Here is a 21,786-nt window from a genome sequence, read left to right on the forward strand (position 1 = left end):
ATATGTGGGGAAACGAGAATGGCTTCGACGAAGCTGAAGGAAGGCGGCCACACCTATAAGGCCGAGATGGACGCGCATGAGCGCGCCTCACGCGATGAGATCATGGCGCTGCAGACGCAGCGGCTGGCCTGGTCGCTGAAGCACGCCTATGACAACGTCGCGCATTATCGCAAGGCCTTCGACAAGGCCGGCGTGCATCCGTCGGACTTTCGCGAGCTGTCCGATCTCGCGAAATTTCCGTTCACGGTGAAGACGGACCTCCGCGACAATTATCCCTTCAACATGTTTGCGGTGCCGCGCGAAAAGCTGGTGCGCGTGCATGCCTCTTCGGGCACGACGGGCAAGCCGATCGTGGTCGGTTATACCCAACGCGACATCGACACCTGGTCGGACGTCATGGCGCGCTCGATCCGCGCCGCTGGCGGCCGCACCGGCATGATCATCCACAATGCCTATGGCTATGGCCTGTTCACCGGCGGGCTCGGTGTGCATTACGGTGCCGAGAAGCTCGGCTGCACGGTGGTTCCGATCTCCGGTGGCATGACCGAGCGGCAGGTGCAGCTGATCAATGATTTCAGGCCCGACATCATCACGGTGACGCCGAGCTACATGCTGGCGATCCTCGATGAGTTCAAGCGGCAGAAGCTCGATCCGCGCCAGTGCTCGCTCAAGATCGGCATCTTCGGCGCCGAGCCCTGGACCAACGCGATGCGCGGCGAGATCGAGGACGCCTTCGACATGGACGCGACCGACATCTACGGCCTCTCCGAGGTGATCGGCCCCGGCGTTGCGCAGGAGTGCATCGAGACCAAGGACGGGTTGCACATCTGGGAAGACCATTTCTACCCTGAAGTGATCGACCCCGAGACCGGCGCGGTGCTGCCTGATGGCGAGAAGGGGGAGCTGGTGTTCACCTCGCTGACCAAGGAAGCGTTCCCCGTGATCCGCTACCGCACCCGCGACCTGACCCGGCTGCTGCCGGGCACCGCACGGCCGGGCATGCGGCGCATGGAGAAGGTGACGGGCCGCTCCGACGACATGATCATCCTGCGCGGCGTCAATTTGTTCCCGACCCAGATCGAGGAGGTGCTGCTCGCGACCGATTGGTGCGGCGGCCACTTCATCCTGGAACTGACCCGCGAAGGCCGCATGGACGAGCTGACCATCATCGCCGAGGCCCGGCCCGAGAGCTGGGATGGCCGCGGCCTTGTCGACCATGCCGACCGGATCTCGACCCACATCAAGAACACGATCGGCGTCAGCTCCAGGGTCCAGGTGGTCGCGCCGGCCACGCTGGAGCGCTCTCTCGGCAAGGCCAAGCGGCTCTACGACAAGCGGCCCAAGGATTGAGCGGCGGGCACTCTATCACCGTCACCCTGAGGCGGCCGCTTCTTCAGCGGCCCTCGAAGGGCGACGGCCCAGATGCAGCAGCGGGGCCATTCATCCTTCGAGACTCCCAGCGCGGTGCCTCGCACCGCTCTGTTCGCGCCTCGGGATGACGGGATGCTGCGAGTTCGTGGCTGTTGACTTGCTCCGTCCCAACGGCGACAACGCCCGCGAGAAATCGCGGGCCTTTCCCATGTCGCCAGCCGATACCATGACCATCGAAGCGCGCTGCGTTCGCCTCAATAGCAAGGCCGAAAACGCTGCTGCGCTTGTCCCTGATGTCGAGCGTCGCACGCTCGCGCGTGGTCCGAACGATCTGCTGATCGAGGTGAAGGCGGCGGCCGTCAATCCGTCCGACGTCAAGGCTGCGACCGGGCTGATGCCTTACGCCGTGTTCCCGCGCACGCCGGGCCGTGACTACGCCGGCGTGGTGATCGACGGTCCGGCCGGCACGGTCGGCAACGAGGTGTTCGGCTCTTCCGGCGATCTCGGCATCCGCCGCGACGGCACGCATGCGAGCCATCTCGTCGTCGAAGCCGACGCCGTGGTGGAGAAGCCGAACACGGTGTCATGGGAGGAGGCCGCCGGCATCGGCGTGCCCTTCGTCACCGCGATGGAAGGCTTTCGCCGCGCCGGTGTTCCGAAGCCGGGCGAGACCGTGCTGGTGTTCGGCGTCAACGGCAAGGTCGGGCAATCAGCGGTGCAGATCGCGACCTGGCGGGGTGCGCGCGTCATCGGCGTGGTGCGCAAGGCGGAAGGCTATGAGGGCCACAGCAACGCGCCGATCGAGGTGATCGACGCTTCCACAACCGATGTCGCCACGCGCGTGCGCGAGCTGACCGGCGGCAAGGGCGCCGACATCGTCTTCAACACGGTCGGCGATCCCTATTTCCAGGCCGCGCACAAATCGCTCGCGCTTCGCGGTCGCCAGATCCTGATCGCCGCGATCGACCGCATCGTGCAGTTCAACATTCTGGAATTCTATCGCGGCCAGCACACCTATGTCGGCATCGACACGCTCGGCCTGTCGTCGGCTGCGACAGGCGCGGTGCTGCGGGAACTGGAATCGGGATTCGCGAGCGGGCATTTGAAGCCGTTCCCGATCAAGGCGAATGCGATTTATCCGCTGGAGCGTGCGAGGGAGGCCTATGTCGCCGTGGCCGGCTCGTCGCGCGACAGGGTCATCCTGCGGCCATGAGGCTCGCAATGACGGAGAATGGCGAGAGGTCTGAGAACTACCGATGGAAACCACCCAACTCGTCACCCTCGCCGGCCTCGTCATCGGCCTCGTCTACGGCGCCGTCGGCCTGCTTAGCGGCTTCTGCCTGATGAGCAGCATGCGCGGATGGCTGGCGGAGGGGGATGGGCGGCTGGTGCGAGCTTACGCGCTGGCGATCGCGGTTGCGATTGTTGCGAGCCAGCTCCTCGCCCGCAGCGGCATGGTCGATCTCGGCAAATCGATCTATCTGCAACCGACCTTTTCGGTGCCGGTGCTGTTCCTTGGCGGCCTGCTGTTCGGCTACGGCATGGTGCTGTCGAACGGCTGTGGTTCGCGCGCGCTGGTGCTGCTCGGCCGCGGCAATCTCCGCTCCTTCGTCGTGGTGATCGTGCTCGCCATCGCCGCGCAGATGACGCTCAAGGGCCTGATTGCGCCGGCGCGCATCACGCTGGTTCAGGCCTCGCAGATCACTGTTGGCGCGAATTCGCTGCCGTCCGTGCTGGCGACGCTTGGTCTTGGTGAAGCGACTTCTCGCGTGATCTCTGCGGCTGTCATCGTCGTTGCGCTGATCCTGTTTGCCTTCGCTCATCCACCGTTTCGCCGCTCGCCGGGCCAGATTGCGGCGGGCGTCATCGTGGGCCTTCTCGTTGCCGGCGGCTGGTACGTCACCGGCTGTCTCGGTGCGGACGACTTCAATCCGGTGCCGGTGACATCGCTCACCTTCATCGCCCCGATCGCCGATAGTCTGCAATATGCGATGCTCTCGACCGGGCTGACGCTGAACTTCGGCATTGCGACCGTTGGCGGGGTCTTCGCGGGCAGCCTGCTCACCTCGCTCGCCACCGGTCGCTTCAAGCTCGAAGGCTATTCCTCGCCGCGTCACATGCTGCGCTCAGGCACCGGCGCCGCGCTGATGGGGATCGGCGGCGTGATGGCGTTCGGCTGCTCGATCGGGCAGGGGCTCACCGGCATCTCGACGCTTGCGGTCGGCTCGTTCGTCGCAGTCGCCGGCATCCTGCTCGGCACGGCGGCCGGCCTGCGCGGAGCCCTGCGCGTTCAGCCGCTCGCGGTGGCCTGACGGCGCAACATCCGATCGCCCAAGGTCGCAAGGCCGATGCCGGTCACGATCAGCGCGGCTGCGATGACGAGGCTGATGTCGATCGGCTCGCCCAGCAGGATCGCCGCGCTGGCGATGCCGACGAGCGGCGTCCCCGTGGTGCCGAGCGCCGTTGTCAGCGCCGAGATGCTCCTGTTGACCATCGACATCGCCCAATAGGCCAGCGCCGTCCCGATCAGGCCGGAATACAGGAGCAGCAGCACCAGCTGCCATGACCATGCCGCATGCGGCAGGCCATCGGTGATGACAGCCAATGCCGTGAGCACGATGGTCGCAACCAGCACCTGCCAGATCAGGAGCTGGAGCGGAGAGCCGATCCAGCGATGCGCCCGGAGATAGATGATGTTCGCGGCCCAGGAGATCGCGGCGAGGATCACCATGCCTGCGCCGAGCAGGACGTTGCGATTGCTCCAGTCGATCGAGGCGGGATTCAGGATGACGGCAAGGCCGACCAGGCCGAACAAGGCGCCGGCTAGCTTGGGTGCGGTCAGCGTATCCTTGCCGAGCATGGGGGCTGATATCGCGACCCACAGCGGCGTGGTGTAGCCGAGCACGATCGCCTTGCTCGCGGGCAGGAAGCGCACACCGGCGGCGACCAGGACAGAGAATATCGTCATGTGCAGCAGCGCCACGCTGAGGATGACAGGGATGTCGCGCCGCTCCGGGATCACCAGATTGTCGCTCGCCTTAAGGATCACGAACAAGCCGGCCAGCGCGATCCAGCTCCGGATCGCCGACGTCCACAGCGGCGGAAGGAACTGCACGATCTGCTTGGTCATCGACCAGTTCACGCCCCAGGCCAGCACGACGATCAGGAACAGGCCGATGGCGGCGCGGGGAGACAGGGAAGAGTTCATCGCAAGGTCCTTGAAGGAGTCCGGTGCGGTGGATAGCATCCGATCTGGCACCTGAAAAAGTGCCAGATTGGAAAGGAATAGAGTGCCAGTTTCGGACAGCATGATCTCCGGCCTGATCGACCTGAACCGCGCCGACGAGCAGGGGCTGGTGGCGCAACTGACGGGCCAGCTTCGCGGCCTGATCGCGGCCGGCCGCATCGCCAAGGGCCGCGCGCTGCCGTCCAGCCGCAGGCTCGCCGGCGATCTCGGTGTCTCACGCAACACCGTCACCTATGCGTTCGAGCAGCTTGCCGCCGAGGGATATCTCGCCGCATCGCGTGGACGTCGTCCTGTGGTGACCGTCGATGGCGGCGAGCGGATCGAAGGCATGGGCGTTGCCGCATCGAAGGCCCGGTCCGCCAAGCCTCGGCTTTCACCCTGGGCTTCAATGCTCAAGCAGGCCGACTGGCCGATGTCCTATCAGGCGCCGCTCAAGGCGCTGCGTCCAGGGCATGGCGATGCACGCGAGTTTCCGAACGAGGTCTGGGCGCGGTGCCTGCGCCGCAGCGCCGTGCGTGCCGCCAAGCGTGAGCTTGGTCCGGTCAACCGCACACGCCTGCGCGAGGCGCTGGCGCATTACCTCGCGGCCAGCAGGGGCGTTCGCGCAGCCGTGGACCAGATCATGATCCTGCCGAGCGCGCAGGCCGCCCTGACCTTGATTGCGGCCGTGCTCATCACGCCGGGCGATGAGGTCGTTGTCGAAGATCCCGGCTATCCCGGCGCGGCCGCCGCCTTTCGCGCGTCTGGCGCGCGCGTCACCGGCATCGGGCTGGATCAGCAGGGCATGCAGCAGATGCCTGAAATGGCCGCGCCAAAACTCATCTTCACGACGCCGTCGCATCAGCATCCGACCGGGCGGCTGATGTCGCTGGCCCGCCGCACCGCGTTTCTCGGGTCATGCAGGTCCGGCAGGAGCTGGATCGTCGAGGACGACTACGATGGCGAATTCCACTATGACAGCCGCCCGGTGCCGTCCCTGCAAGGGCTCGATGCCCATGGCCGCGTGTTCTATGTCGGCACCTTCTCGAAGGCGATGACGTCGGATATCCGGCTCGGCTATCTCGTCGTGCCTCCGGCGCTGGTCAGCACATTCGAGATTGCGCAGCGGCATATCGGGCTGATCGCATCCAGCCACATCCAGGAGGCGCTCGCCGAGTTCATCACCGACGGGCATTTCCTGGCACATCTGCGCCGGATGCGCCGGCTGTACCATCTCAGGCGCGATCATCTCGTCGACGGGCTGCAACGCCATCTCGGCGAGGCGCTGACGGTCGAGGTGCCCCAGGGCGGCATCCAGCTGGTCGCCCGCCTGAAACGAGGGCGCGCCGACCAGGCGGCGGTGAAGCGCTTGGTCGACGCCGGCGTTGAAGCGCGCGCACTATCCAGCCTGGCGCTGGGCAAGCCGCGCGATCATGGCCTGCTGCTCGGCTTTGCGGCCTGGCGCGAGAGCGAGATAGCTGCGGCGGTGCGAACGATGGCGGCGTGCTTCTAATCCACGGCCTTGGTCACGATACGGATCTCCGAGGTCAGCGTCCGGTGCACCGGGCACTTGTCAGCGATCTCCATCAGCTTCCTGCGCTGCTCGGCATCGAGCGCGCCGTCCATCGCGATATCGCGCTCGATCTGGTCGAGCATGCCGTCGCGCGTCTCGCATTCCGCGCAGTCCCTGGCGTAGATCTTCGCGTGCTTGAGCGTGACGGTGACGCGGTCGAGCGGCAATGATTTGCGGTCGGCATAAAGGCGCATGGTCATTGAGGTGCAGGCGCCTAGGCCCGCCAGCAGGAAATCATAGGGGCCGGGGCCGGCATCCTCGCCGCCGGCCGCTTTCGGCTCGTCCGCCACGAGATGATGCGGGCCGACGGTGATGAGCTGGTTGAACTTGCTCTTGCGGGTTTCCTGGACCACGACCTTGCGTGGTTCCTCGGGAAGATCGATCGCTTTTGCGGTCTTTGCCGTATCGATGTAGCGGCTGGCCCAGGAGGCGATCAAATCGGCCGCATAGAGCGCATCGACCGGCTTGGTCAGCAGATGATCGGCGTGGTCGAGCGAGACGAAGCTCTTGGGATGCCTGGCTGCAACGAAGATCTTGGTCGCATTGTCGATGCCGACGGTGTCGTCAACGGGCGAGTGCATCACCAGCAGCGCCTTGTGCAGGCCTGTGATGTCCTTCATCAGCTCGTGCTCGACGATATCGTCGAGGAATTCGCGCTTGATCCGGAACGGGCGTCCGGCAAGCGAAACCTCGACTTCACCCTGCGCGCGGATCGCATCCACATGTTCCCCGAACAGGCCGGTGACATGAGCCGGGTCGGACGGTGCTGCGATGGTGACGACGGCTCTTGCCTCAGGAATCCTGCCGGCGGCCGCCAGGATCGCGGCGCCGCCCAGGCTATGGCCGATCAGGATCGACGGCGCCTTGCGCTCGTTGCGGAGATGATCGGCCGCGCGCACGAGATCGGCGACGTTCGAGGTGAAGGTCGAATTGGCGAAATCGCCCTCGCTGGAGCCGAGGCCGGTGAAGTCGAAACGCAATACCGCGATGCCCTTGGCGGCGAGCGCGACCGAGATGCGTTTTGCAGCGAGCGTGTCCTTGCCGCAGGTGAAGCAGTGCGCGAACAGTGCGTAGGCTGCGGGCTCGCCGTCCGGCAGCTCGAGCGCCGCTGCGAGCTGATGACCGCCTTCACCGGTGAACTGGAAGCGTTCGGTCGGCATGGGTTCCCCCTTGTTTGCTTGAGGCTAGTCCCCTGAATAGCGCTGCTCGGCCCAGGGGTCGCCGCGATTATGATAGCCGCGGACTTCCCAAAAGCCCGGCGCATCCTCGGTCACGAATTCGATGGCTTGCAGCCATTTGGCGCTCTTCCAGAAATACAGATGCGGCACGACGAGCCGCACTGGCCCGCCATGCTCGTCCGACAGCGGCTGGCCCGACCAGCTATGGGCCAGCAGCGCATCCTCGGCTGCAAAGTCTTCCAACGCAAGATTGGTGGTGTAGCCGTCATAGGAATGCAACACGACGAAGCGCGCATTCTCGCGCGGCTGGCAGACCGCGAGCAGCTCGCGCGTGGCCAGGCCTTCCCACTGATTGTCGTAGCGCGACCAGGTCGTCACGCAATGGATGTCGGAGGTGAACTGCTCCTGCTTCTGCGCGGCGAAATCTGCAAAAGTCCAGAATATGGGATTATCGATCGCGCCGTAGACGTCCAGCCGCCAGCGCTCGCGCGACACCGGCGGCACGACACCGAGATCGAGCACCGGCCAGTCCTTTGTCAGATGCTGGCCGGGCGGCAACCGCTGGTCTTCAGGGCGCGTGACCTTGCCGGTAAGGAAGCGGCCCTCGCGCGCCCATTTCTGCTTGGTGCGGGTCAGCTTGCTGTCGGGCGGCTCGTTGTCGTCGGCCATGATTGACTCGGAGTCAGCTATTCGTGGCGATGCATCGCGGATTCGCGCTTGGTGTCGCGCATGGTGGAATAGATGATCAGCGACAGGAAGATGATGCCGGCGAGATAGTAGTAAAACCACTGCTCGTGCCCGATGGTCTTGAAATAGAGCGCGATCGCCGGCGCCGTGCCGCCGAAGATCGAGACGGTGATGGCGTAGGGCAGCCCGACGCCGAGCGCGCGGACATTGGTCGGAAACAGCTCGGCCTTCACCACTGCGTTGATCGAGGTGTAGCCGGCGACGAACAGCCAGGCGCAGCTGATCAGGATGAACGCCATGAAGGGCGATTTGGTCTCCTTCAGCGTCATCAGCAGCGGCACGGTCGCGAGGGTGCCGGCGACGCCGAAGAAGATCAAAAGCGGCTTGCGGCCAATCTTGTCGGAGATCGCGCCGTAGATCGGCTGCAGGATGGTCGCGAACACCAGCGTGCCGAAGATCACGAAGGTGGTCTGGTCCTCGGTCAGCCCGACCGAGAGCTTGACGAAGGTCTGCATGTAGGTGGTGAAGGTGTAGAAGGCGGCGGTGCCGCCGGCGGTGAGGCCGACCACCAGCAGCAGCTCGCGTGGATAGCGCAGCAGATTGGTGATCGAGCCTGATGGGTTCACCACCTTCTTGGCTTCCTCGAAGGCTTCGGTTTCGTGCAGATTGCGCCGCATCACCGCGGCAACGATCGCGAGCGCCGCGCCGATCGCGAATGGAATGCGCCAGCCCCAGGCCTTCAGCTCATCGGGCGTGAGGAAGACCTTTTGCAGGAGCAATAGCACGATGATCGCGGTCAGCTGGCCGCCGATCAGCGTGACGTACTGGAAGCTGGAATAGAAGCCGCGATGCCTGGGATCGGCGACCTCGCTCAAATAAGTGGCGCTGGCGCCGTATTCGCCACCTAAGCTCAGGCCCTCGATGACCCGGGCCAGCGCCAGGATGACCGGCGCGGCGAAGCCGATCGTCGCGTAGGTCGGCGTCAGCGCGATGATCAGCGAGCCGAAGCACATGAACACGACTGATAGCGTCAGCGAAATGCGGCGGCCGAAATGGTCGGCGATGTAGCCGAATAGCCAGCCACCCAGCGGGCGCATCAGGAAGGTCGCCGCGAAGATCACGGCGGCATTCAATTGCTGCACCACGGGATCGTTGCCGGGGAAGAAGGCCGGGGCGAAATACAGCGCGAAGGCCGTATAGGCGTAGAAGTCGTACCATTCGACGAGATTGCCGACGGAGCCGATGAAGATCGCCTTGATTCGCCGCTTTGCGTCGGCGATGTCGAAATGGTCAGAGGCCGGGTTGATTGCTTGCTCTGTCACGTCCGGCCTCCCAGAAGTCTGTTGTCTGGGTGCCTACATCGCCTTTCCCAGCAGAAATGGCAACTGGCGAGGTCCCCGCACCGTGCCCTGCGACCAGGTCACGGTGCCGGCGGGATCGAGGGCGAAGTCCGGAATCCGCTTCAGCCATTCCTCAAGCGCAACCTGCATCTCCATCCGCGCCAGATTGGAACCGACGCAGCGGTGGATGCCGAGGCCGAAGGCGGCATGGCGGTTCTCCCGGCGATCGATCACGACCTTGTCGGCGTCCGGAAACATTTTTGGGTCCCGGTTGGCGGCCGGGAAGGACAGCAGCACCATGTTGCCCGCCTTGACCGGACAGCCCGAGACCGTGGTGTCCTTGACCACCTCGCGGGCCATCGTGACAGGCGAATAGGCGCGCAGCAGCTCCTCCACGGCGGTGGGAATCAGGCCTGGCTCGGCGATCAGCCGCTCGCGATCGGCCGGCGTCCGGGCGAGATGCCACAGTGAGGAGCCGATCGCGCTCCAGGTCGTGTCGATGCCGGCGATCAGGAGCAGCCGCAGCGAGCCCAGCACGTGCGACTCTTCCAGCGGCTGGCCTTCCCGATCCCGGGCATTCATCAGATAGGAGATCAGGTCGTCGGTCGGCTTCGACCGGCGCTCTTCGATATGCGTCCTGAAATAGTCGCTCATCTCCTGCACGGCCTGGAGCAGCTTGGTCTCGTCCCTGATGCCGAGTTCCAGGATCATGTGAATCCAGTTGATGAAGAGATCGCTGTCACTTTCGGGAATGCCGAGCATATGGGCGATGGCCCGCACCGGGATGTATTTGCTGTAGCGCGCGGCGGCGTCGACCTTGCCGGCGGCAATGAACCCGTCGATCAGCTCGTTGCAGATCGCCCGCATCCGCGGTTCCAGCTTCTTCATCGCATCCGGCGTGAAGGGCGGCAGCAGCAATTGCTTGGCCGGCTTGTGCACGGGCGGGTCCGACGTGATCGGCGGGGCCGCGTTCCTCGCGACCTCGGGCCGGACGTCGCGAACGATGATTCGTCGCGAGGAGAAATGTTCGGTGTCGTTGGCGATCGCGCGCACCGCCTCGTAGGTCGTCGGCATGTAGCAACCGAGGAAGCGCTCGGTGTGCACGATCGGACTCGCGGCGCGCAATTCCTCCCAGATCGGAAACGGATCGTCCGTCCATTGCGGATCGGTGTGGTCGAAATCGTTGACCCAGTCGGTCACGGGCGGATGGGCGACGGGCTGGCTGACATCGGACATCGGAAGAATCCCTTGAGGCTCGTGTTCGCTGAAGGCACGCGAGGGCGCGGGCAGGCGCCGCGCTACTCCTCGATCACATCGATCGCGATTTCCGGGCAGTTGGATTTGGCAAGCCAGGCCTTGTCTTCGAGCCCCGGCGGGACTGTGCCGTCTCCGGCCTCGTGGGCGTTGCCATATTCGTCGAGCTCGAACAGCTCCGGCGCCAGCGCCTTGCAGCGTGCATGGCCCTGGCATTTGTCGGGATCGACGTGAACTTTCAGTCGTTCTGCCATTGCGGCTCCCTCGGTCGTGTGGGCGTAGCCCGAGGGGCTGCGCGTTCCTCTTGTCTATTGTCGGCGGCATTTGCCGCTCATTCTAAGTTATATGCTATTACATTCGCGGCAGGCTTCCCCTGTCAAGCGCAAACTTATAGGCTCGCGCCTGACATGCGATCACAACTCGCCCGCAAGCCCGAGAATACCTACCACCATGGCGATCTCCGTGACGCCCTGATCAAGGCCGCGTTGCGCGAGGCGGAGCAGGGCGGGGCGGAAGCGATCAGCATCAAGGCCCTGGCAAAGCAGCTCGGCGTCTCGCAGCCGGCACCCTACCGGCATTTTGCCGATCGCGATGCGTTGCTGGCCGCGGCAACGGCCGAGGCCTTCCGGCAGTTCAGCGCGATGTTGCGCGAAGCCATGACGAAGCCGTCGAAACAATCGAAATTGTCACGGCTGGCGCAGGCGACGCTCGATTTCGGTCTGCGCCGTAACGGCGTCTACCGTCTGATGTTTGCGTCCCGCACCGTCTCGTGCGCGGCCAAGGGCAGCGAGCTGAACGAGGCCACGCGGGAGACTTTTGCGCTCGTGATCGAAGCGCTGGAGGCCCCCGCGGTCGGCTATTTGCGCGAGCGGCAGGCGCTGAAGATCTGGGCGGCGCTGCACGGCGTGGTGATGCTGGCCGCGCAGGGCCTGTTCACCGGCGAGGCCGCGCATGCCACGCGCGAGGAGCTGGTCGAGGATTTCGTCAACGAGACCAAGGCAGCGCTCGCCGTTGCGATCAAGGACGCGCAGCGGCGCAAGAAGGCGGGCGCTTAAGGCGTCGCCTTCAGCAGCCCCTTCAGCTTCTCGACCGCGCTGTCCGGCGTCGTCACGACCGGCCGGCCGGTGGCTTCCGCGACCAGCGGAGCTGATGATGCGATGCTGAACTGGGCCAGTGCGATCACGTCGCAGTCGCGCAGGTCTTTTGACGCCTCGACGATCAGCCGGTCATGCATGGCGCGGTCGCCGCGATCGAGTGCGGCCAGCGCGCCCTCGGCGAGTTTCGGCACGATCTGGACGGAGGCCGGAAACTCCGGCGGCATCGAGACCAGCGTCGGCGGGAAGGTGGAGAGCAGGCCGATGCGCTTGCCCATCGTCACCGCTCGCTCGATCATGGCTTCGTTCGGCTTCAGCACCGGCATCGGTGCGTGTGCGCGCGCGACCGCTTCGATGCAGGGGCCGAAGGCCGAGCAGGTGAACAGGATCGCGTTCGCGCCCGTGGCTGCGGCGTAATCGCCGAGCGCAAGGAAGCGCTCCGTCATGGCGTCGCCAAGCTTGCCGTCACGCGCCAGATCCGCCGACAGGCTGTCGTCGAGCAGGTTCATCAGCCGCGCCTCCGGCCACGCTTGCGCGAACGCCGCTTCGATCGGGGCGATGGAGTGCTTGAGGGCATGGATCAGGGCGATGCGAGGAGATGTCGTCATTGAACGTGACTACCTGGGAGGTCTCGTGCCCCGGACGCAGCGCAATGCGAAGTGTTGCGCTGCAGAGCCGGGGCCCATTGTAGCTGCTGGGTCCCCCGCTCTGCGCAGCGGCGTACCGGACGATGCTTCGCATCGCCGGGAACGCCGCAGCGCGTCCGGGACACGCGGCTTTACTTGAACGGCACTGCGTACATCAGGCCGCCCTTGCTCCAGAGGCCGTTGAGGCCACGCTCGAGCTTGAGCGGGCTCGCTTTGCCGACGTTGCGCTCGTAGATCTCGCCGTAATTGCCGGTGGCCTTGATCGCCGTGACCAGCCATTTGTTGTCGAGACCAAGCCGCGAGCCGAGATCGCCGGTGGTGCCGAGCAGCCGCTGGATGGCGGGCGTCTGCGACTTCGTCATCTCGTCGACATTGGCCTGGGTGACGCCGAGCTCCTCGGCTTCGATCAGGCCGTAGTGCAGCCAGGTGATGATGTCGCTCCAGACCTCGTCGCCATTGCGGGTGAAGGGGCCGAGCGGCTCCTTGCTGATGGTCTGCGGCAGCACGACGTAGTCGGCCGGGTTCGGCGCCGCAGTCGTCACCGCGCCGGCGAGCGCCGAGGCGTCCTGGGTCATGGCATCGCAGCGACCGCCGAAGAAGGTCTGGTACATGGTGTCGACGCGGTCGAACACCAGCGGCTTCCAGTCGATGCCGTTGGCGCGGCCGTAATCGCCGAGCGTGACCTCGTGCGTGGTGCCCTGCGCGACGCAGACGGTGGCGCCCTTGAGATCCTTGATCTCCTTCACGCCGAGGTCCTTCTTCACGACAAAGCCCTGACCGTCGTAGAAATTGATCGGACCCTGGCGCAGGCCAAGCGTCACGCCGCGCAGGTACGTCTGCGTCGAATTGCGGTAGAGCACGTCGATCTCGCCGGACTGCAGCGCCGTGAAGCGGTTCTGTGCGGTCAGCGCGACATAGCGCACCTTGTTGGGATCGCCGAGCACACCGGCGGCGAGCGCGCGGCAATAGTCGACATCGAGGCCCTTGTAATTGCCCTGAGAATCCGGTGCCGAGAAGCCGGCAAAGCCGGCGCTGACGCCGCACACCAGCGTGCCACGGCTCTTGACCGTGTCGAGCGTCGCCGCCTGGGCGACCACCGCCGATGCCGCGAGCACGCCCGCTGCGATAACCACTTTCCTCATCATGCTACTCTCCCCTCAATGATTGACACTACGCAACACGTTGTCGACGCTCGTGCCGAGCTTGTCGACGATCTGGTCGATCTCATCTGCGGACGCGATATAAGGCGGCGCCAGCAGCACATGGTCGCCGCGGACGCCGTCCACGGTGCCGCCGCCGGGATAGCAGCCGAGCCCGTTGGCGAACGCTTCCGCCTTGATCTTGTGGTTCAGCTTGAGCGCCGGATCGAAAGATGTGCGCGTGGCGCGATCGGCGACGAGCTCGATCGCCCAGAACAGGCCGCGTCCCCTGATGTCGCCGACATGGCGGTGATTGCCGAAGCGCTCGGTGAGCCGCTGCTCGAGCTGCTTGCCGCGCTGCTTCACTTGCTCGAGCAGATTGTCCTCGCGGATCACGTCCTGCACGGCGAGCGCCGCTGCGCAGGCGAGGGGATGTGCGAGATAAGTGTGGCCATGCTGGAACGCGCCAGATCCGGCGCGGATGGTGTCGATGATCGCCCTGCTCGCCAGCATCGCACCGATCGGCTGATAGCCGCCGCCAAGACCCTTTGCGATCGCCTGGATATCAGGGGCGACGCCTTCCTGCTGCCAGGCGTGCGTGGTGCCGGTGCGGCCCATGCCGCACATGACCTCGTCGAGAATGAGCAGCGCGCCGTGCCGGTCGCAAATCTCGCGCACGGCCCTGAAGTAGCCGTCGGGCGCAGTCACCGCGCCGGCGGTGGCGCCGACGATGGGCTCGGCGAGGAACGCGGCGACCGTGTTGGGGCCAAGCCGCTGAAACTCCGCTTCGAGCTCCGCGGCGAGGCGCGCCACGAATTGCGCGTCGGATTCGCCGTCGTGCTTCTCGTGATACGCGAACGCCGGTGTTACATGGCTGAAGGCGGCCGAGAGCAGCGGTGCGTAGGGCGCGCGGCGCCAGGCATTGCCGCCGGCGGCGAGCGCACCGAGCGTATTGCCGTGATAGCTCTGGCGTCGCGCGATGAAATGCTGCCGCTGCGGTTCGCCGCGCTCAATGAAATATTGCCGGGCGAGCTTGATGCTGGCCTCGATCGCCTCCGATCCGCCGCTGACGAAATAGGCGTAGGCGAGACCACCGGGCTCATCGCCGACGAGCCTCTCGGCGAGCGCTTCGGCCGGCTCGGAGGCGAAGAAGGCGGTGTGCGCATAAGCGAGCGTCGAGGCCTGCTTCGCCATCGCGGCGATCACACGCGGATGCTGATGGCCGAGGCAGGACACCGCCGCGCCGCCGGAAGCGTCGATCACCCGCCGTCCGTCCTCGCCAAACAGATAGACGCCTTCGCCGCCGATCGCCTTCGGCGGCGTCTCTCGCAGCGAGCGGTGCAGCACGCGGGTGGTGGGGGGGCTCATGGGTCAACCTTTCTCTGAAACGTAGGTGGAGGCCGTGGCGAGCCGGGCCTCGGTATTTTCCAGGCGCTTCTTGGCGGCCGTGCCGCCGAGCGAGAACGTTACTGCAGCGAGCGACTGCGCGATCGCAATTGCGCCGGTGAGGCTCGGAAAGAAACCGGGCGAAGAGGCTGCTTCGAACAGCAGCACGTGGTCGGCGCCCTCGGCCATCGGTGCCGAGAGACTGTCCGCGATGGCGATCAGCGTTGCGCCGGCGCGATGCGCCGCTTGTGCAACGCGGACGCTCGCATTCGTGTAAGGCACAAAGCCAATGACGACGACGGCTTCGCCGGGACGGAACGCGCCGAGATCGAGATCGTCGGGGCCGGACGCACCGACGATCTGCACCTGCTCGGGGCGGAACAGCCTGAGCTCGTAGTTGAGCAATTCGGCGACGCTGCGGCAGCTGCGATAGCCGGCGATCCAGATCCGTTTCGCACCGTGCAGCGTGCGGGCCGCGTCCGCAATCGCGTGGGCGGAGATGCGCGGCAGGCCGGCAGCTTCGGCCTCGAGCTTGTCGGTGATGAGTGTGACGTCGGCATGCGGGCCGTGGCGGCTGCCTTTGGCGCGAGCCGAGAACGGCGAGGTCTGGGACGGCCGCCGTGCCTCGGTCAGCGCCGCGCGCAACTCATCCCAGCCGGAATAGCCGATCGCCTTGGCAAGGCGCGTGAACGCGGCAGGATCGGCGCCGGCCTCGGCAGCGAGATCACGCATCGAGCGGGTGGTGGCGTCGTAATCGTTGGCCGCGACAAAACGTCCGACCTCCTGCAAGCGCAGGGGGAGCGATGGCAACGCAATGCGCAGTTCGCTCAACGGCGAGGATTTCGCTGATACGGCCATGAAACATTTGTTGCACGGAAACGATTTTGATGCAACAGTTGATGCGCGCCGCCGGAAATCGCTGTTTTCGAGAAGGATTTTTGTGCCGTGACCTCAGATGATCCCAGGCCGCCGCCGCGCCGCAGTTTCTTCGGCGCGCTCGGGCCAAACGAATTGAGGGGCCTGTTCTGGCAGGTGCTGGTGGTCGGCATTGCCGTTGCCGTCATCGTCTTCCTCTGGTCCAACACCGTCACCAACCTCTCGGCCCGCCGCATCACCACCGGCTTTGCCTTTCTCGGCCGCGAGGCCAGCATGCCGATCGCCGACAGCCTGCTCGCGTACAATCCGAGAGACAGCTACCTCTGGGCCTTCGTCGTCGGCGTCGCCAACACGCTGCGCGTCGCGGTGATCGGCATCGTGCTCGCGACCATCCTGGGCACGCTGATCGGCATCTCCAGGCTGTCGACGAATTGGCTGCTGTCGCGACTTGCCGCCCTCTATGTCGAAGTCCTGCGCGACATTCCGCTGCTGCTTCAGCTCCTGTTCTGGTACGTGCTGATGCAGGGCTTGCCGGCCGCACGCGCGGCGTGGCGGCCGGTCGACGGCGTGTTCCTCTCCAATCGCGGCCTGATCCTGCCGGCGATCCCGATTCTGGCGCCGCAGCTCTTGGTGCTCGGCACGGCCGTGCTGGGCTTCATTGCGTTCCTTGTCATCAGGCGATGGCTGGTCGCGCAGCAGATGCGCGACGGCAAGCCGCGCCCGGCCTGGCCCTTTGCGCTCGGCCTCATTGCCGTGCTGCCGGCCGCGGTGTCGCTGCTGCTCGGCGTGTCCTGGACGATCGAATGGCCGCAATTGCGCGGCTTCAACTTCGTCGGCGGGCTGACGCTCGCGCCGGAATATTTTGCACTGCTGATCGCGCTCGTCACCTACACCTCGGCCTTCATCGCCGAGATCGTGCGCAGCGGCATCCAATCGGTGCCGCGCGGGCAGTGGGATGCCGCCAGCGCACTCGGCCTGCGCCGCAGCTTCATGCTGCGGCAGATCATCCTGCCGCAAGCGCTGCGCGTGATCGTGCCGCCGATGACGAGCCAGTATCTCAATTTGACCAAGAACTCCTCGCTTGCGGTCGCGATCGGCTATCAGGACGTGGTCTCGGTGGCCAACACGACGCTGAACCAGACCGGCCAGGCGATCGAGGTGATCTCGCTGATCATGGCCGTGTTCCTCACTATCAGTCTTGGCATCAGCTTCTTCATGAACTGGTACAATGCGCGCATCGCGCTTGCGGAGCGCTGAGCATGACCGCGATCACCGACATGCCGGATCTGCCACGCGCCGCCCGCCGCCCGCAAAGCGGCAACCCGGTGCTGCGCTGGCTGCGCACCAATCTGTTCTCGTCGATCGCCAACGGCATTCTCTCGATCATCCTGCTGGCGGTGCTGGCCAAAGGCGTGATCAGCTTCGTGCAATGGGGCATCGCGAACGCGGTCTGGCTCACGCCGGCCAACGATTCCAGCGCCTGCAAGGCCGTGCGCGGTTTAGGTGCCTGCTGGGCGATCATTCCCGAAAAGTACCGCTTCATCCTGTTCGGGACCTATCCGTTCGACGAGCAGTGGCGGCCGGCGCTATCGGTCGCGCTGTTCATCGCGCTGTACTTTCTCTCCACCCGCCGCGCCCTGTGGCGGCGCGAGCTGGTCTATCTCTGGATCGGCGCGCTGGCGCTGATCAGCGTGCTGATGTGGGGCGGCCTGTTCGGGCTGTCGTTCGTCTCGCAGGATCGCTGGGGCGGCCTGCCGGTGACGCTGATCCTGGCGACGTTCGGATTGGCGTTCGGTTTCCCGCTCGGCATTCTGGTCGCGCTCGGCCGGCGCTCAAAGCTGCCGGCGATCCGTTCGCTCTCGGTGCTGTATGTCGAGCTGATCCGCGGCGTGCCGCTGGTCAGCCTGCTGTTCATGGCGAGCGTGATGTTTCCGCTGTTCATGCCCGCGGGGTTCAACATCGACAAGCTGCTGCGCGCGCAGATCGCGATCATCCTGTTCGCAGGGGCTTATTTGGCCGAAGTGATCCGCGGCGGTCTCCAGGCCGTGCCACGCGGGCAATATGAAGCGGCCGACGCGCTCGGGCTGTCCTACTGGCGCAAACATCGGCTGGTCGTGCTGCCTCAGGCGATCCGCCATGTCATCCCCCCGCTGGTCAATACCTTCATCGCGTTCTTCAAGGACACCAGCCTGGTGCTGATCATTGGCATCTTCGATCTGCTGACGACCGCCAAGACCGCGATCATCGATCCGGCCTGGCAGCAGTTTTCGGTCGAGGTCTACATTTTCGTTGCCGCGATCTATTTCGTCTTTTGCTTCGCGATGTCGCGCTACAGCCGCGGCCTGGAGGCGAGGGGAAGGTGAGGCGCGTCCCGGACAAGGTGCAGCGCGCGAGCGCTGCGTCGGAGGCACGAGAGCGGCTACTTCACCCTGGGATCGATCGGCGTCTGCCCGCGCAGGCCCAAAATGTCCTCCAGTACCTTCGCGCCGGCGATCACCTGCGCATCCGCGCGCGGTGCGCCGACGACCTGGACACCCACCGGCAAGCCCGAGGCGGTGAAGCCGCAGGGCAGCGACAGCGACGGGCAGCAGGCGAGCGTGATGGCGTAGACGATGCCGAGCCATTGGATGTAATTCTCGAACCGCTTGCCGGCGCATTCGGCGACATAGCGGTGCTCGATCGGGAAGGGCGGCACGATCGTGGTCGGCGTCAGCAGCAGATCGTAGGTCTTGAAGAACTCGATCGCGCGCGCGGCCATGCCGACGCGCTGGGCTTCGGCGCGGGCGAGCTGATCGACCGTGAGCTTGAGGCCTTCCTCGATGTTCCAGATCACCTCGGGCTTGAGCAGGTCGCGCTTGGTGCGCAGCAGATTGGCCTTGGTCATGGCGAAATCGAAGGCGCGCAGCACGTGGAAGCATTCATGCGCCTCGCGCCAGTCCGGATGCGCCTCCTCGACGATGGCGCCGGCCTCCGCGAAGCGTTCGGCGGCCTTGCGCGTGATCGCCTTCACTTCGGGATCGACAGGGGTGATGCCGAGATCGGGCGAATAGGCGATGCGTTTCGGCTTTTTGGGCGACTGCGCCGCCGACAGGAACGAGGTTGTGGGTGCCGGCAGCGAGAGCGGATCCTCCGCATAGTCGCCGCTCATGGCGTCCAGCAGCAGCGCGAGATCCTCGACATTGCGCGCCATCGGGCCGACCACGCCGAGATTGCGGTTGATGGCCGACTTGGGCGTATGCGCGACGCGGCCGATGCTCGGCCGCATGCCGACAACGCCGCAGAAAGCCGCCGGGCTGCGCAAGGAGCCGCCCATGTCGGAACCTTCTGCGAGCCACGCCATGCCGGTGGCGAGCGCCACGGCCGCGCCGCCTGACGAGCCCGCCGCCGATTTCGTCGTGTCCCAGGGATTGAGCGTCGCGCCGAACACGTCGTTGAAGGTGTTGGCGCCGGCGCCGAACTCCGGCGTGTTGGATTTTGCGTAGACCACCGCGCCATTGGCTTCGAGGTTCTGGACCATGAGGTCGGACTTGGCTGGGATATTGTCCTTGAAGATCGGCGAGCCCTGCGTGTTCAGCACGCCTGCGACATCGGTCAGGTCCTTGATCGGTACCGGCAGCCCCGCCAGCAGCCCGCGTGCACCGGCCGGTTTCTGCATCAGCGCCTTCGCGTGCGTCCGCGCGCGATCGAAGCACAGTATCGGCAACGCGTTCACCTTGCCGTCGACGTCCTTGACGCGCTTCTCCAGCACCTCCAGCAGCTCGAGCGGAGAGACGTCGCCGGAGCGCAGGATGTCGACGACGGTGCACGCGGTTTCGCGGATCAGGTCTTGAGACAAGTACCTACTCCTGTGCTTATCGTATCGTCATTGCGAGCGTAGCGAAGCAATCCAGAAATGCATCTGCGGCGAAAGTCTGGATTGCTTCGCTGCGCTCGCAATGACGGAGAAATCTAACCCCAGCCGGCGCTGATGCCGCCGTCCACCGTATAGATCACGCCGGACGTATACCCTGCACGATCCGACGCCAGGAACGCCATGAGGTCGCCGATTTCGCGCGCATGCGCGGGGCGGCCGAGCGGCAGGCCTTTCTGGAATTCCTTGTAGCGGCTCTCATCGCCGAACTGGTGTTTTGCGCGGGTCTTGAGCAAGGTGACGTGACGATCGGTGCCGACGGGGCCGGGATTGATGCCGACCACGCGGATGTTGTCTGCAAGGCTCTTGCTTCCGAGCGCGCGGGTGAAGGCCATCAGCGCGGCATTGCCGGCGCTGCCGCAGATGTAATTGGCGTCGAACTTTTCGCCGGCTGCGCCGATGTCGTTGACAATGACGCCGCCGCCTTTGGCCTTCATCTGCACGTAGATATGTCGCGTCAGGTTGATGTAGCCGAACACCTTCAAATCCCAGGCGTGGCGCCAGGTCGCTTCATCGATCTTGTCGATGGAGCCGCCGGGGATATCGCCGGCATTGTTGACGAGCACGTCGATATCGGCGGCTTCCTTGGCGAGCCGCGCCACGTCCTCTTCCTTACGCAGATCCACGACACTCGTCGCGGCATCGATCTGATGCGCGGAGCGCAGGCGGTCGGCCAGCGCCTTGAGCTGATCGCCGCTGCGGGCGGCGAGCAGGAGGTTTGCGCCTTCCTCGGCAAACGCCTCGGCGGCGGCGGCGCCAATGCCCTTGGACGCGCCTGTGATCAGGACGCGCTTGCCGCGCAGATGCAGATCCATGGGAGCTACTCGCAGAATGGGTACGGGATGAAATCAGTAGGCGTTCGGTTGCGCCACGGTCAACATTGCAGTGCAGCGTTGCACTGCTGCCGACTTTGGTCCATTGCAGTGCGGTCAAAACGACGGCGGCTGCCGGACCAACCAAGGACGTTCTCGATGAGCAAGAAACAATACCGCATCGCGGTCATTCCCGGCGACGGCGTCGGCAAGGAAGTGATGCCCGAGGGCCTGCGCGTTCTGGAGGCAGCGGCGAAAAAGCACGGCGTGTCCTTGCATTTCGATCATTTCGACTTCTCGTCTTACGACTATTACGAGAAGCACGGCCAGATGATGCCTGACGACTGGAAGGAGAAGATCGGCAAGCACGATGCGATCTATTTCGGTGCGGTCGGCTGGCCGGCGAAGATTCCGGATCACGTCTCGCTGTGGGGCTCGCTGATCAAGTTCCGCCGCGAGTTCGACCAGTATGTGAATTTGCGCCCGGTGCGGCTGATGCCCGGCGTGCCGTCGCCGCTGGCCGGTCGCAAGCCCGGCGACATCGATTTCTGGGTGGTGCGCGAGAACACCGAAGGCGAATATTCCTCGGTCGGCGGCCGGATGTTCCCGGACACCGACCGCGAGTTCGTGACGCAGCAGACGGTGATGACCCGCACCGGCGTCGACCGCATCCTGAAGTTCGCCTTCGAGCTCGCCCAGTCGCGGCCGAAGAAGCATCTGACTTCGGCGACCAAGTCGAACGGCATTTCCATCACCATGCCCTACTGGGACGAGCGCGTGGAGGCGATGGCCAAGAAGTATCCGTCCGTGAAGTGGGACAAGTACCACATCGACATTCTCACCGCGAACTTCGTGCTGCACCCTGATTGGTTCGACGTCGTCGTCGGCTCGAACCTGTTCGGCGACATCCTCTCCGATCTCGGCCCGGCCTGCACCGGAACCATCGGCATCGCGCCGTCGGGCAACATCAACCCTGAAGGCAATTTCCCCTCGGTGTTCGAGCCGGTGCACGGCTCGGCGCCTGACATCGCGGGGCAGGGCATCGCCAACCCGATCGGCATGATCTGGTCCGGTGCGATGATGTTCGAGCATCTCGGCGAGAAGGAAGCCGGCCAATCGATCGTCGAGGCGATCGAGCGCACGCTGGCGGAACGTACGCTGCGCACCAAGGATCTCGGCGGCAATGCCGATACCACGGCGTGCGGCAAGGCGGTTGCGGATATGGTGGATTAAGGCGGGGGCAACACTGCGTAGGGTGGGTTAGGCCTGCGGCCGCGCGAAGCGTGGTCCGCT

The 21,786-nt window shown here is 65.1% G+C and carries 20 protein-coding genes; 8 read left to right on the forward strand and 12 right to left on the reverse strand.

Going from position 1 to position 21,786, the window contains the following annotated elements:
• The first annotated feature begins 18 nt into the window (after positions 1-18).
• From paaK to HYH07_RS01790, 3 genes are all read left to right on the forward strand, one after another.
• Positions 19-1,350, forward strand: a complete 1,332-nt coding sequence (paaK, locus tag HYH07_RS01780) for a phenylacetate--CoA ligase PaaK (protein ID WP_220000827.1) — start codon at positions 19-21, stop codon at positions 1,348-1,350.
• Positions 1,351-1,579: 229 nt separating this feature from the next.
• Positions 1,580-2,584: a zinc-binding alcohol dehydrogenase family protein gene (locus tag HYH07_RS01785; protein WP_220000828.1), complete on the forward strand. Its 1,005-nt coding sequence runs from the start codon at positions 1,580-1,582 to the stop codon at positions 2,582-2,584.
• Positions 2,585-2,627: 43 nt separating this feature from the next.
• Positions 2,628-3,683, forward strand: coding sequence for a YeeE/YedE family protein (locus tag HYH07_RS01790; protein WP_220000829.1), 1,056 nt, complete (start codon positions 2,628-2,630; stop codon positions 3,681-3,683).
• On the opposite strand, the gene HYH07_RS01795 is transcribed toward HYH07_RS01790, so the two are convergent.
• Complete coding sequence (locus HYH07_RS01795) at positions 3,662-4,579, reverse strand: DMT family transporter (protein ID WP_220000830.1); 918 nt, start codon at positions 4,577-4,579, stop codon at positions 3,662-3,664. The genes HYH07_RS01790 and HYH07_RS01795 overlap by 22 nt on opposite strands.
• A gap of 100 nt (positions 4,580-4,679) precedes the next feature.
• On the opposite strand from HYH07_RS01795, the gene HYH07_RS01800 reads away from it, so the two are divergent.
• Positions 4,680-6,110 carry a PLP-dependent aminotransferase family protein gene (locus HYH07_RS01800; protein WP_220000893.1) on the forward strand — a complete coding sequence of 477 codons (1,431 nt, stop codon included), beginning with the start codon at positions 4,680-4,682 and terminating at the stop codon, positions 6,108-6,110.
• Here HYH07_RS01800 and HYH07_RS01805 read toward each other — a convergent pair.
• The 5 genes from HYH07_RS01805 to HYH07_RS01825 all read right to left on the reverse strand — a co-directional run bounded on the left by HYH07_RS01805 (position 6,107) and on the right by HYH07_RS01825 (position 10,883).
• On the reverse strand, positions 6,107-7,330 hold the full coding sequence (locus tag HYH07_RS01805) for a bifunctional alpha/beta hydrolase/OsmC family protein (RefSeq protein WP_220000831.1): 1,224 nt from the start codon (positions 7,328-7,330) through the stop codon (positions 6,107-6,109). The two genes, HYH07_RS01800 and HYH07_RS01805, sit on opposite strands and share 4 nt — an antisense overlap.
• A gap of 24 nt (positions 7,331-7,354) precedes the next feature.
• Positions 7,355-8,017 (reverse strand): sulfite oxidase-like oxidoreductase, encoded by a 663-nt coding sequence (locus tag HYH07_RS01810; RefSeq protein ID WP_220000832.1) that lies wholly within the window; start codon positions 8,015-8,017, stop codon positions 7,355-7,357.
• A 17-nt stretch (positions 8,018-8,034) separates the two neighbouring features.
• A complete protein-coding gene (locus tag HYH07_RS01815) occupies positions 8,035-9,357 on the reverse strand; it encodes an MFS transporter (protein WP_220000833.1) in 1,323 nt (440 codons plus the stop codon).
• Positions 9,358-9,390: 33 nt separating this feature from the next.
• Positions 9,391-10,611 (reverse strand): cytochrome P450, encoded by a 1,221-nt coding sequence (locus HYH07_RS01820; RefSeq protein ID WP_220000834.1) that lies wholly within the window; start codon positions 10,609-10,611, stop codon positions 9,391-9,393.
• A gap of 62 nt (positions 10,612-10,673) precedes the next feature.
• On the reverse strand, positions 10,674-10,883 hold the full coding sequence (locus HYH07_RS01825) for a ferredoxin (RefSeq protein WP_018648108.1): 210 nt from the start codon (positions 10,881-10,883) through the stop codon (positions 10,674-10,676).
• A gap of 153 nt (positions 10,884-11,036) precedes the next feature.
• Here HYH07_RS01825 and HYH07_RS01830 point away from each other — a divergent pair, with 153 nt between their 5' ends.
• Positions 11,037-11,684 (forward strand): TetR/AcrR family transcriptional regulator, encoded by a 648-nt coding sequence (locus HYH07_RS01830; protein WP_220000835.1) that lies wholly within the window; start codon positions 11,037-11,039, stop codon positions 11,682-11,684.
• On the opposite strand, the gene HYH07_RS01835 is transcribed toward HYH07_RS01830, so the two are convergent.
• The 4 genes from HYH07_RS01835 to HYH07_RS01850 form a co-directional block, all read right to left on the reverse strand.
• Positions 11,681-12,331 (reverse strand): aspartate/glutamate racemase family protein, encoded by a 651-nt coding sequence (locus tag HYH07_RS01835; protein WP_220000836.1) that lies wholly within the window; start codon positions 12,329-12,331, stop codon positions 11,681-11,683. The genes HYH07_RS01830 and HYH07_RS01835 overlap by 4 nt on opposite strands.
• Before the next feature lie 170 nt (positions 12,332-12,501).
• The gene (locus tag HYH07_RS01840; RefSeq protein ID WP_220000837.1) at positions 12,502-13,515 is read right to left on the reverse strand and encodes an amino acid ABC transporter substrate-binding protein; all 1,014 of its coding nucleotides are present in this window, start codon (positions 13,513-13,515) and stop codon (positions 12,502-12,504) included.
• Positions 13,516-13,527: 12 nt separating this feature from the next.
• Entirely contained in the window at positions 13,528-14,877 is a 1,350-nt protein-coding gene (locus HYH07_RS01845; protein WP_220000838.1) for an aspartate aminotransferase family protein, read from the reverse strand.
• 3 nt (positions 14,878-14,880) lie between these two features.
• Entirely contained in the window at positions 14,881-15,753 is an 873-nt protein-coding gene (locus HYH07_RS01850) for a MurR/RpiR family transcriptional regulator (RefSeq protein ID WP_220000839.1), read from the reverse strand.
• An 87-nt stretch (positions 15,754-15,840) separates the two neighbouring features.
• Here HYH07_RS01850 and HYH07_RS01855 point away from each other — a divergent pair, with 87 nt between their 5' ends.
• Both HYH07_RS01855 and HYH07_RS01860 read left to right on the forward strand, forming a co-directional pair.
• Positions 15,841-17,028, forward strand: coding sequence for an amino acid ABC transporter permease (locus HYH07_RS01855; protein WP_220000840.1), 1,188 nt, complete (start codon positions 15,841-15,843; stop codon positions 17,026-17,028).
• Positions 17,029-17,030: 2 nt separating this feature from the next.
• A complete protein-coding gene (locus tag HYH07_RS01860) occupies positions 17,031-18,134 on the forward strand; it encodes an amino acid ABC transporter permease (protein ID WP_220000841.1) in 1,104 nt (367 codons plus the stop codon).
• Between the two features lie 56 nt (positions 18,135-18,190).
• Here the strand turns inward: HYH07_RS01860 and HYH07_RS01865 are convergent, their stop codons facing one another.
• Positions 18,191-19,606, reverse strand: a complete 1,416-nt coding sequence (locus HYH07_RS01865) for an amidase (RefSeq protein WP_220000842.1) — start codon at positions 19,604-19,606, stop codon at positions 18,191-18,193.
• 113 nt (positions 19,607-19,719) lie between these two features.
• Positions 19,720-20,496, reverse strand: coding sequence for an SDR family oxidoreductase (locus tag HYH07_RS01870; RefSeq protein WP_220000843.1), 777 nt, complete (start codon positions 20,494-20,496; stop codon positions 19,720-19,722).
• 156 nt (positions 20,497-20,652) lie between these two features.
• Here HYH07_RS01870 and HYH07_RS01875 point away from each other — a divergent pair, with 156 nt between their 5' ends.
• Positions 20,653-21,726: a tartrate dehydrogenase gene (locus HYH07_RS01875; protein ID WP_220000844.1), complete on the forward strand. Its 1,074-nt coding sequence runs from the start codon at positions 20,653-20,655 to the stop codon at positions 21,724-21,726.
• Positions 21,727-21,786 lie beyond the last annotated feature (60 nt).

It is taken from the genome of Bradyrhizobium sp. BR 10261 (assembly GCF_019455395.1).
Taxonomy (GTDB): domain Bacteria; phylum Pseudomonadota; class Alphaproteobacteria; order Rhizobiales; family Xanthobacteraceae; genus Bradyrhizobium; species Bradyrhizobium manausense.

Bases quoted from the DNA above. Each gene is read 5' to 3' on its own strand.
- paaK (WP_220000827.1), top strand. From the start codon at position 19: ATGGCTTCGACGAAGCTGAAGGAAGGCGGCCACACCTATAAGGCCGAG.
- HYH07_RS01785 (WP_220000828.1), top strand. From the start codon at position 1,580: ATGTCGCCAGCCGATACCATGACCATCGAAGCGCGCTGCGTTCGCCTC.
- HYH07_RS01790 (WP_220000829.1), top strand. From the start codon at position 2,628: ATGGAAACCACCCAACTCGTCACCCTCGCCGGCCTCGTCATCGGCCTC.
- HYH07_RS01795 (WP_220000830.1), bottom strand. From the start codon at position 4,579: ATGAACTCTTCCCTGTCTCCCCGCGCCGCCATCGGCCTGTTCCTGATC.
- HYH07_RS01800 (WP_220000893.1), top strand. From the start codon at position 4,680: ATGATCTCCGGCCTGATCGACCTGAACCGCGCCGACGAGCAGGGGCTG.
- HYH07_RS01805 (WP_220000831.1), bottom strand. From the start codon at position 7,330: ATGCCGACCGAACGCTTCCAGTTCACCGGTGAAGGCGGTCATCAGCTC.
- HYH07_RS01810 (WP_220000832.1), bottom strand. From the start codon at position 8,017: ATGGCCGACGACAACGAGCCGCCCGACAGCAAGCTGACCCGCACCAAG.
- HYH07_RS01820 (WP_220000834.1), bottom strand. From the start codon at position 10,611: ATGTCCGATGTCAGCCAGCCCGTCGCCCATCCGCCCGTGACCGACTGG.
- HYH07_RS01825 (WP_018648108.1), bottom strand. From the start codon at position 10,883: ATGGCAGAACGACTGAAAGTTCACGTCGATCCCGACAAATGCCAGGGC.
- HYH07_RS01830 (WP_220000835.1), top strand. From the start codon at position 11,037: ATGCGATCACAACTCGCCCGCAAGCCCGAGAATACCTACCACCATGGC.
- HYH07_RS01835 (WP_220000836.1), bottom strand. From the start codon at position 12,331: ATGACGACATCTCCTCGCATCGCCCTGATCCATGCCCTCAAGCACTCC.
- HYH07_RS01840 (WP_220000837.1), bottom strand. From the start codon at position 13,515: ATGATGAGGAAAGTGGTTATCGCAGCGGGCGTGCTCGCGGCATCGGCG.
- HYH07_RS01845 (WP_220000838.1), bottom strand. From the start codon at position 14,877: ATGAGCCCCCCCACCACCCGCGTGCTGCACCGCTCGCTGCGAGAGACG.
- HYH07_RS01850 (WP_220000839.1), bottom strand. From the start codon at position 15,753: ATGGCCGTATCAGCGAAATCCTCGCCGTTGAGCGAACTGCGCATTGCG.
- HYH07_RS01860 (WP_220000841.1), top strand. From the start codon at position 17,031: ATGACCGCGATCACCGACATGCCGGATCTGCCACGCGCCGCCCGCCGC.
- HYH07_RS01870 (WP_220000843.1), bottom strand. From the start codon at position 20,496: ATGGATCTGCATCTGCGCGGCAAGCGCGTCCTGATCACAGGCGCGTCC.
- HYH07_RS01875 (WP_220000844.1), top strand. From the start codon at position 20,653: ATGAGCAAGAAACAATACCGCATCGCGGTCATTCCCGGCGACGGCGTC.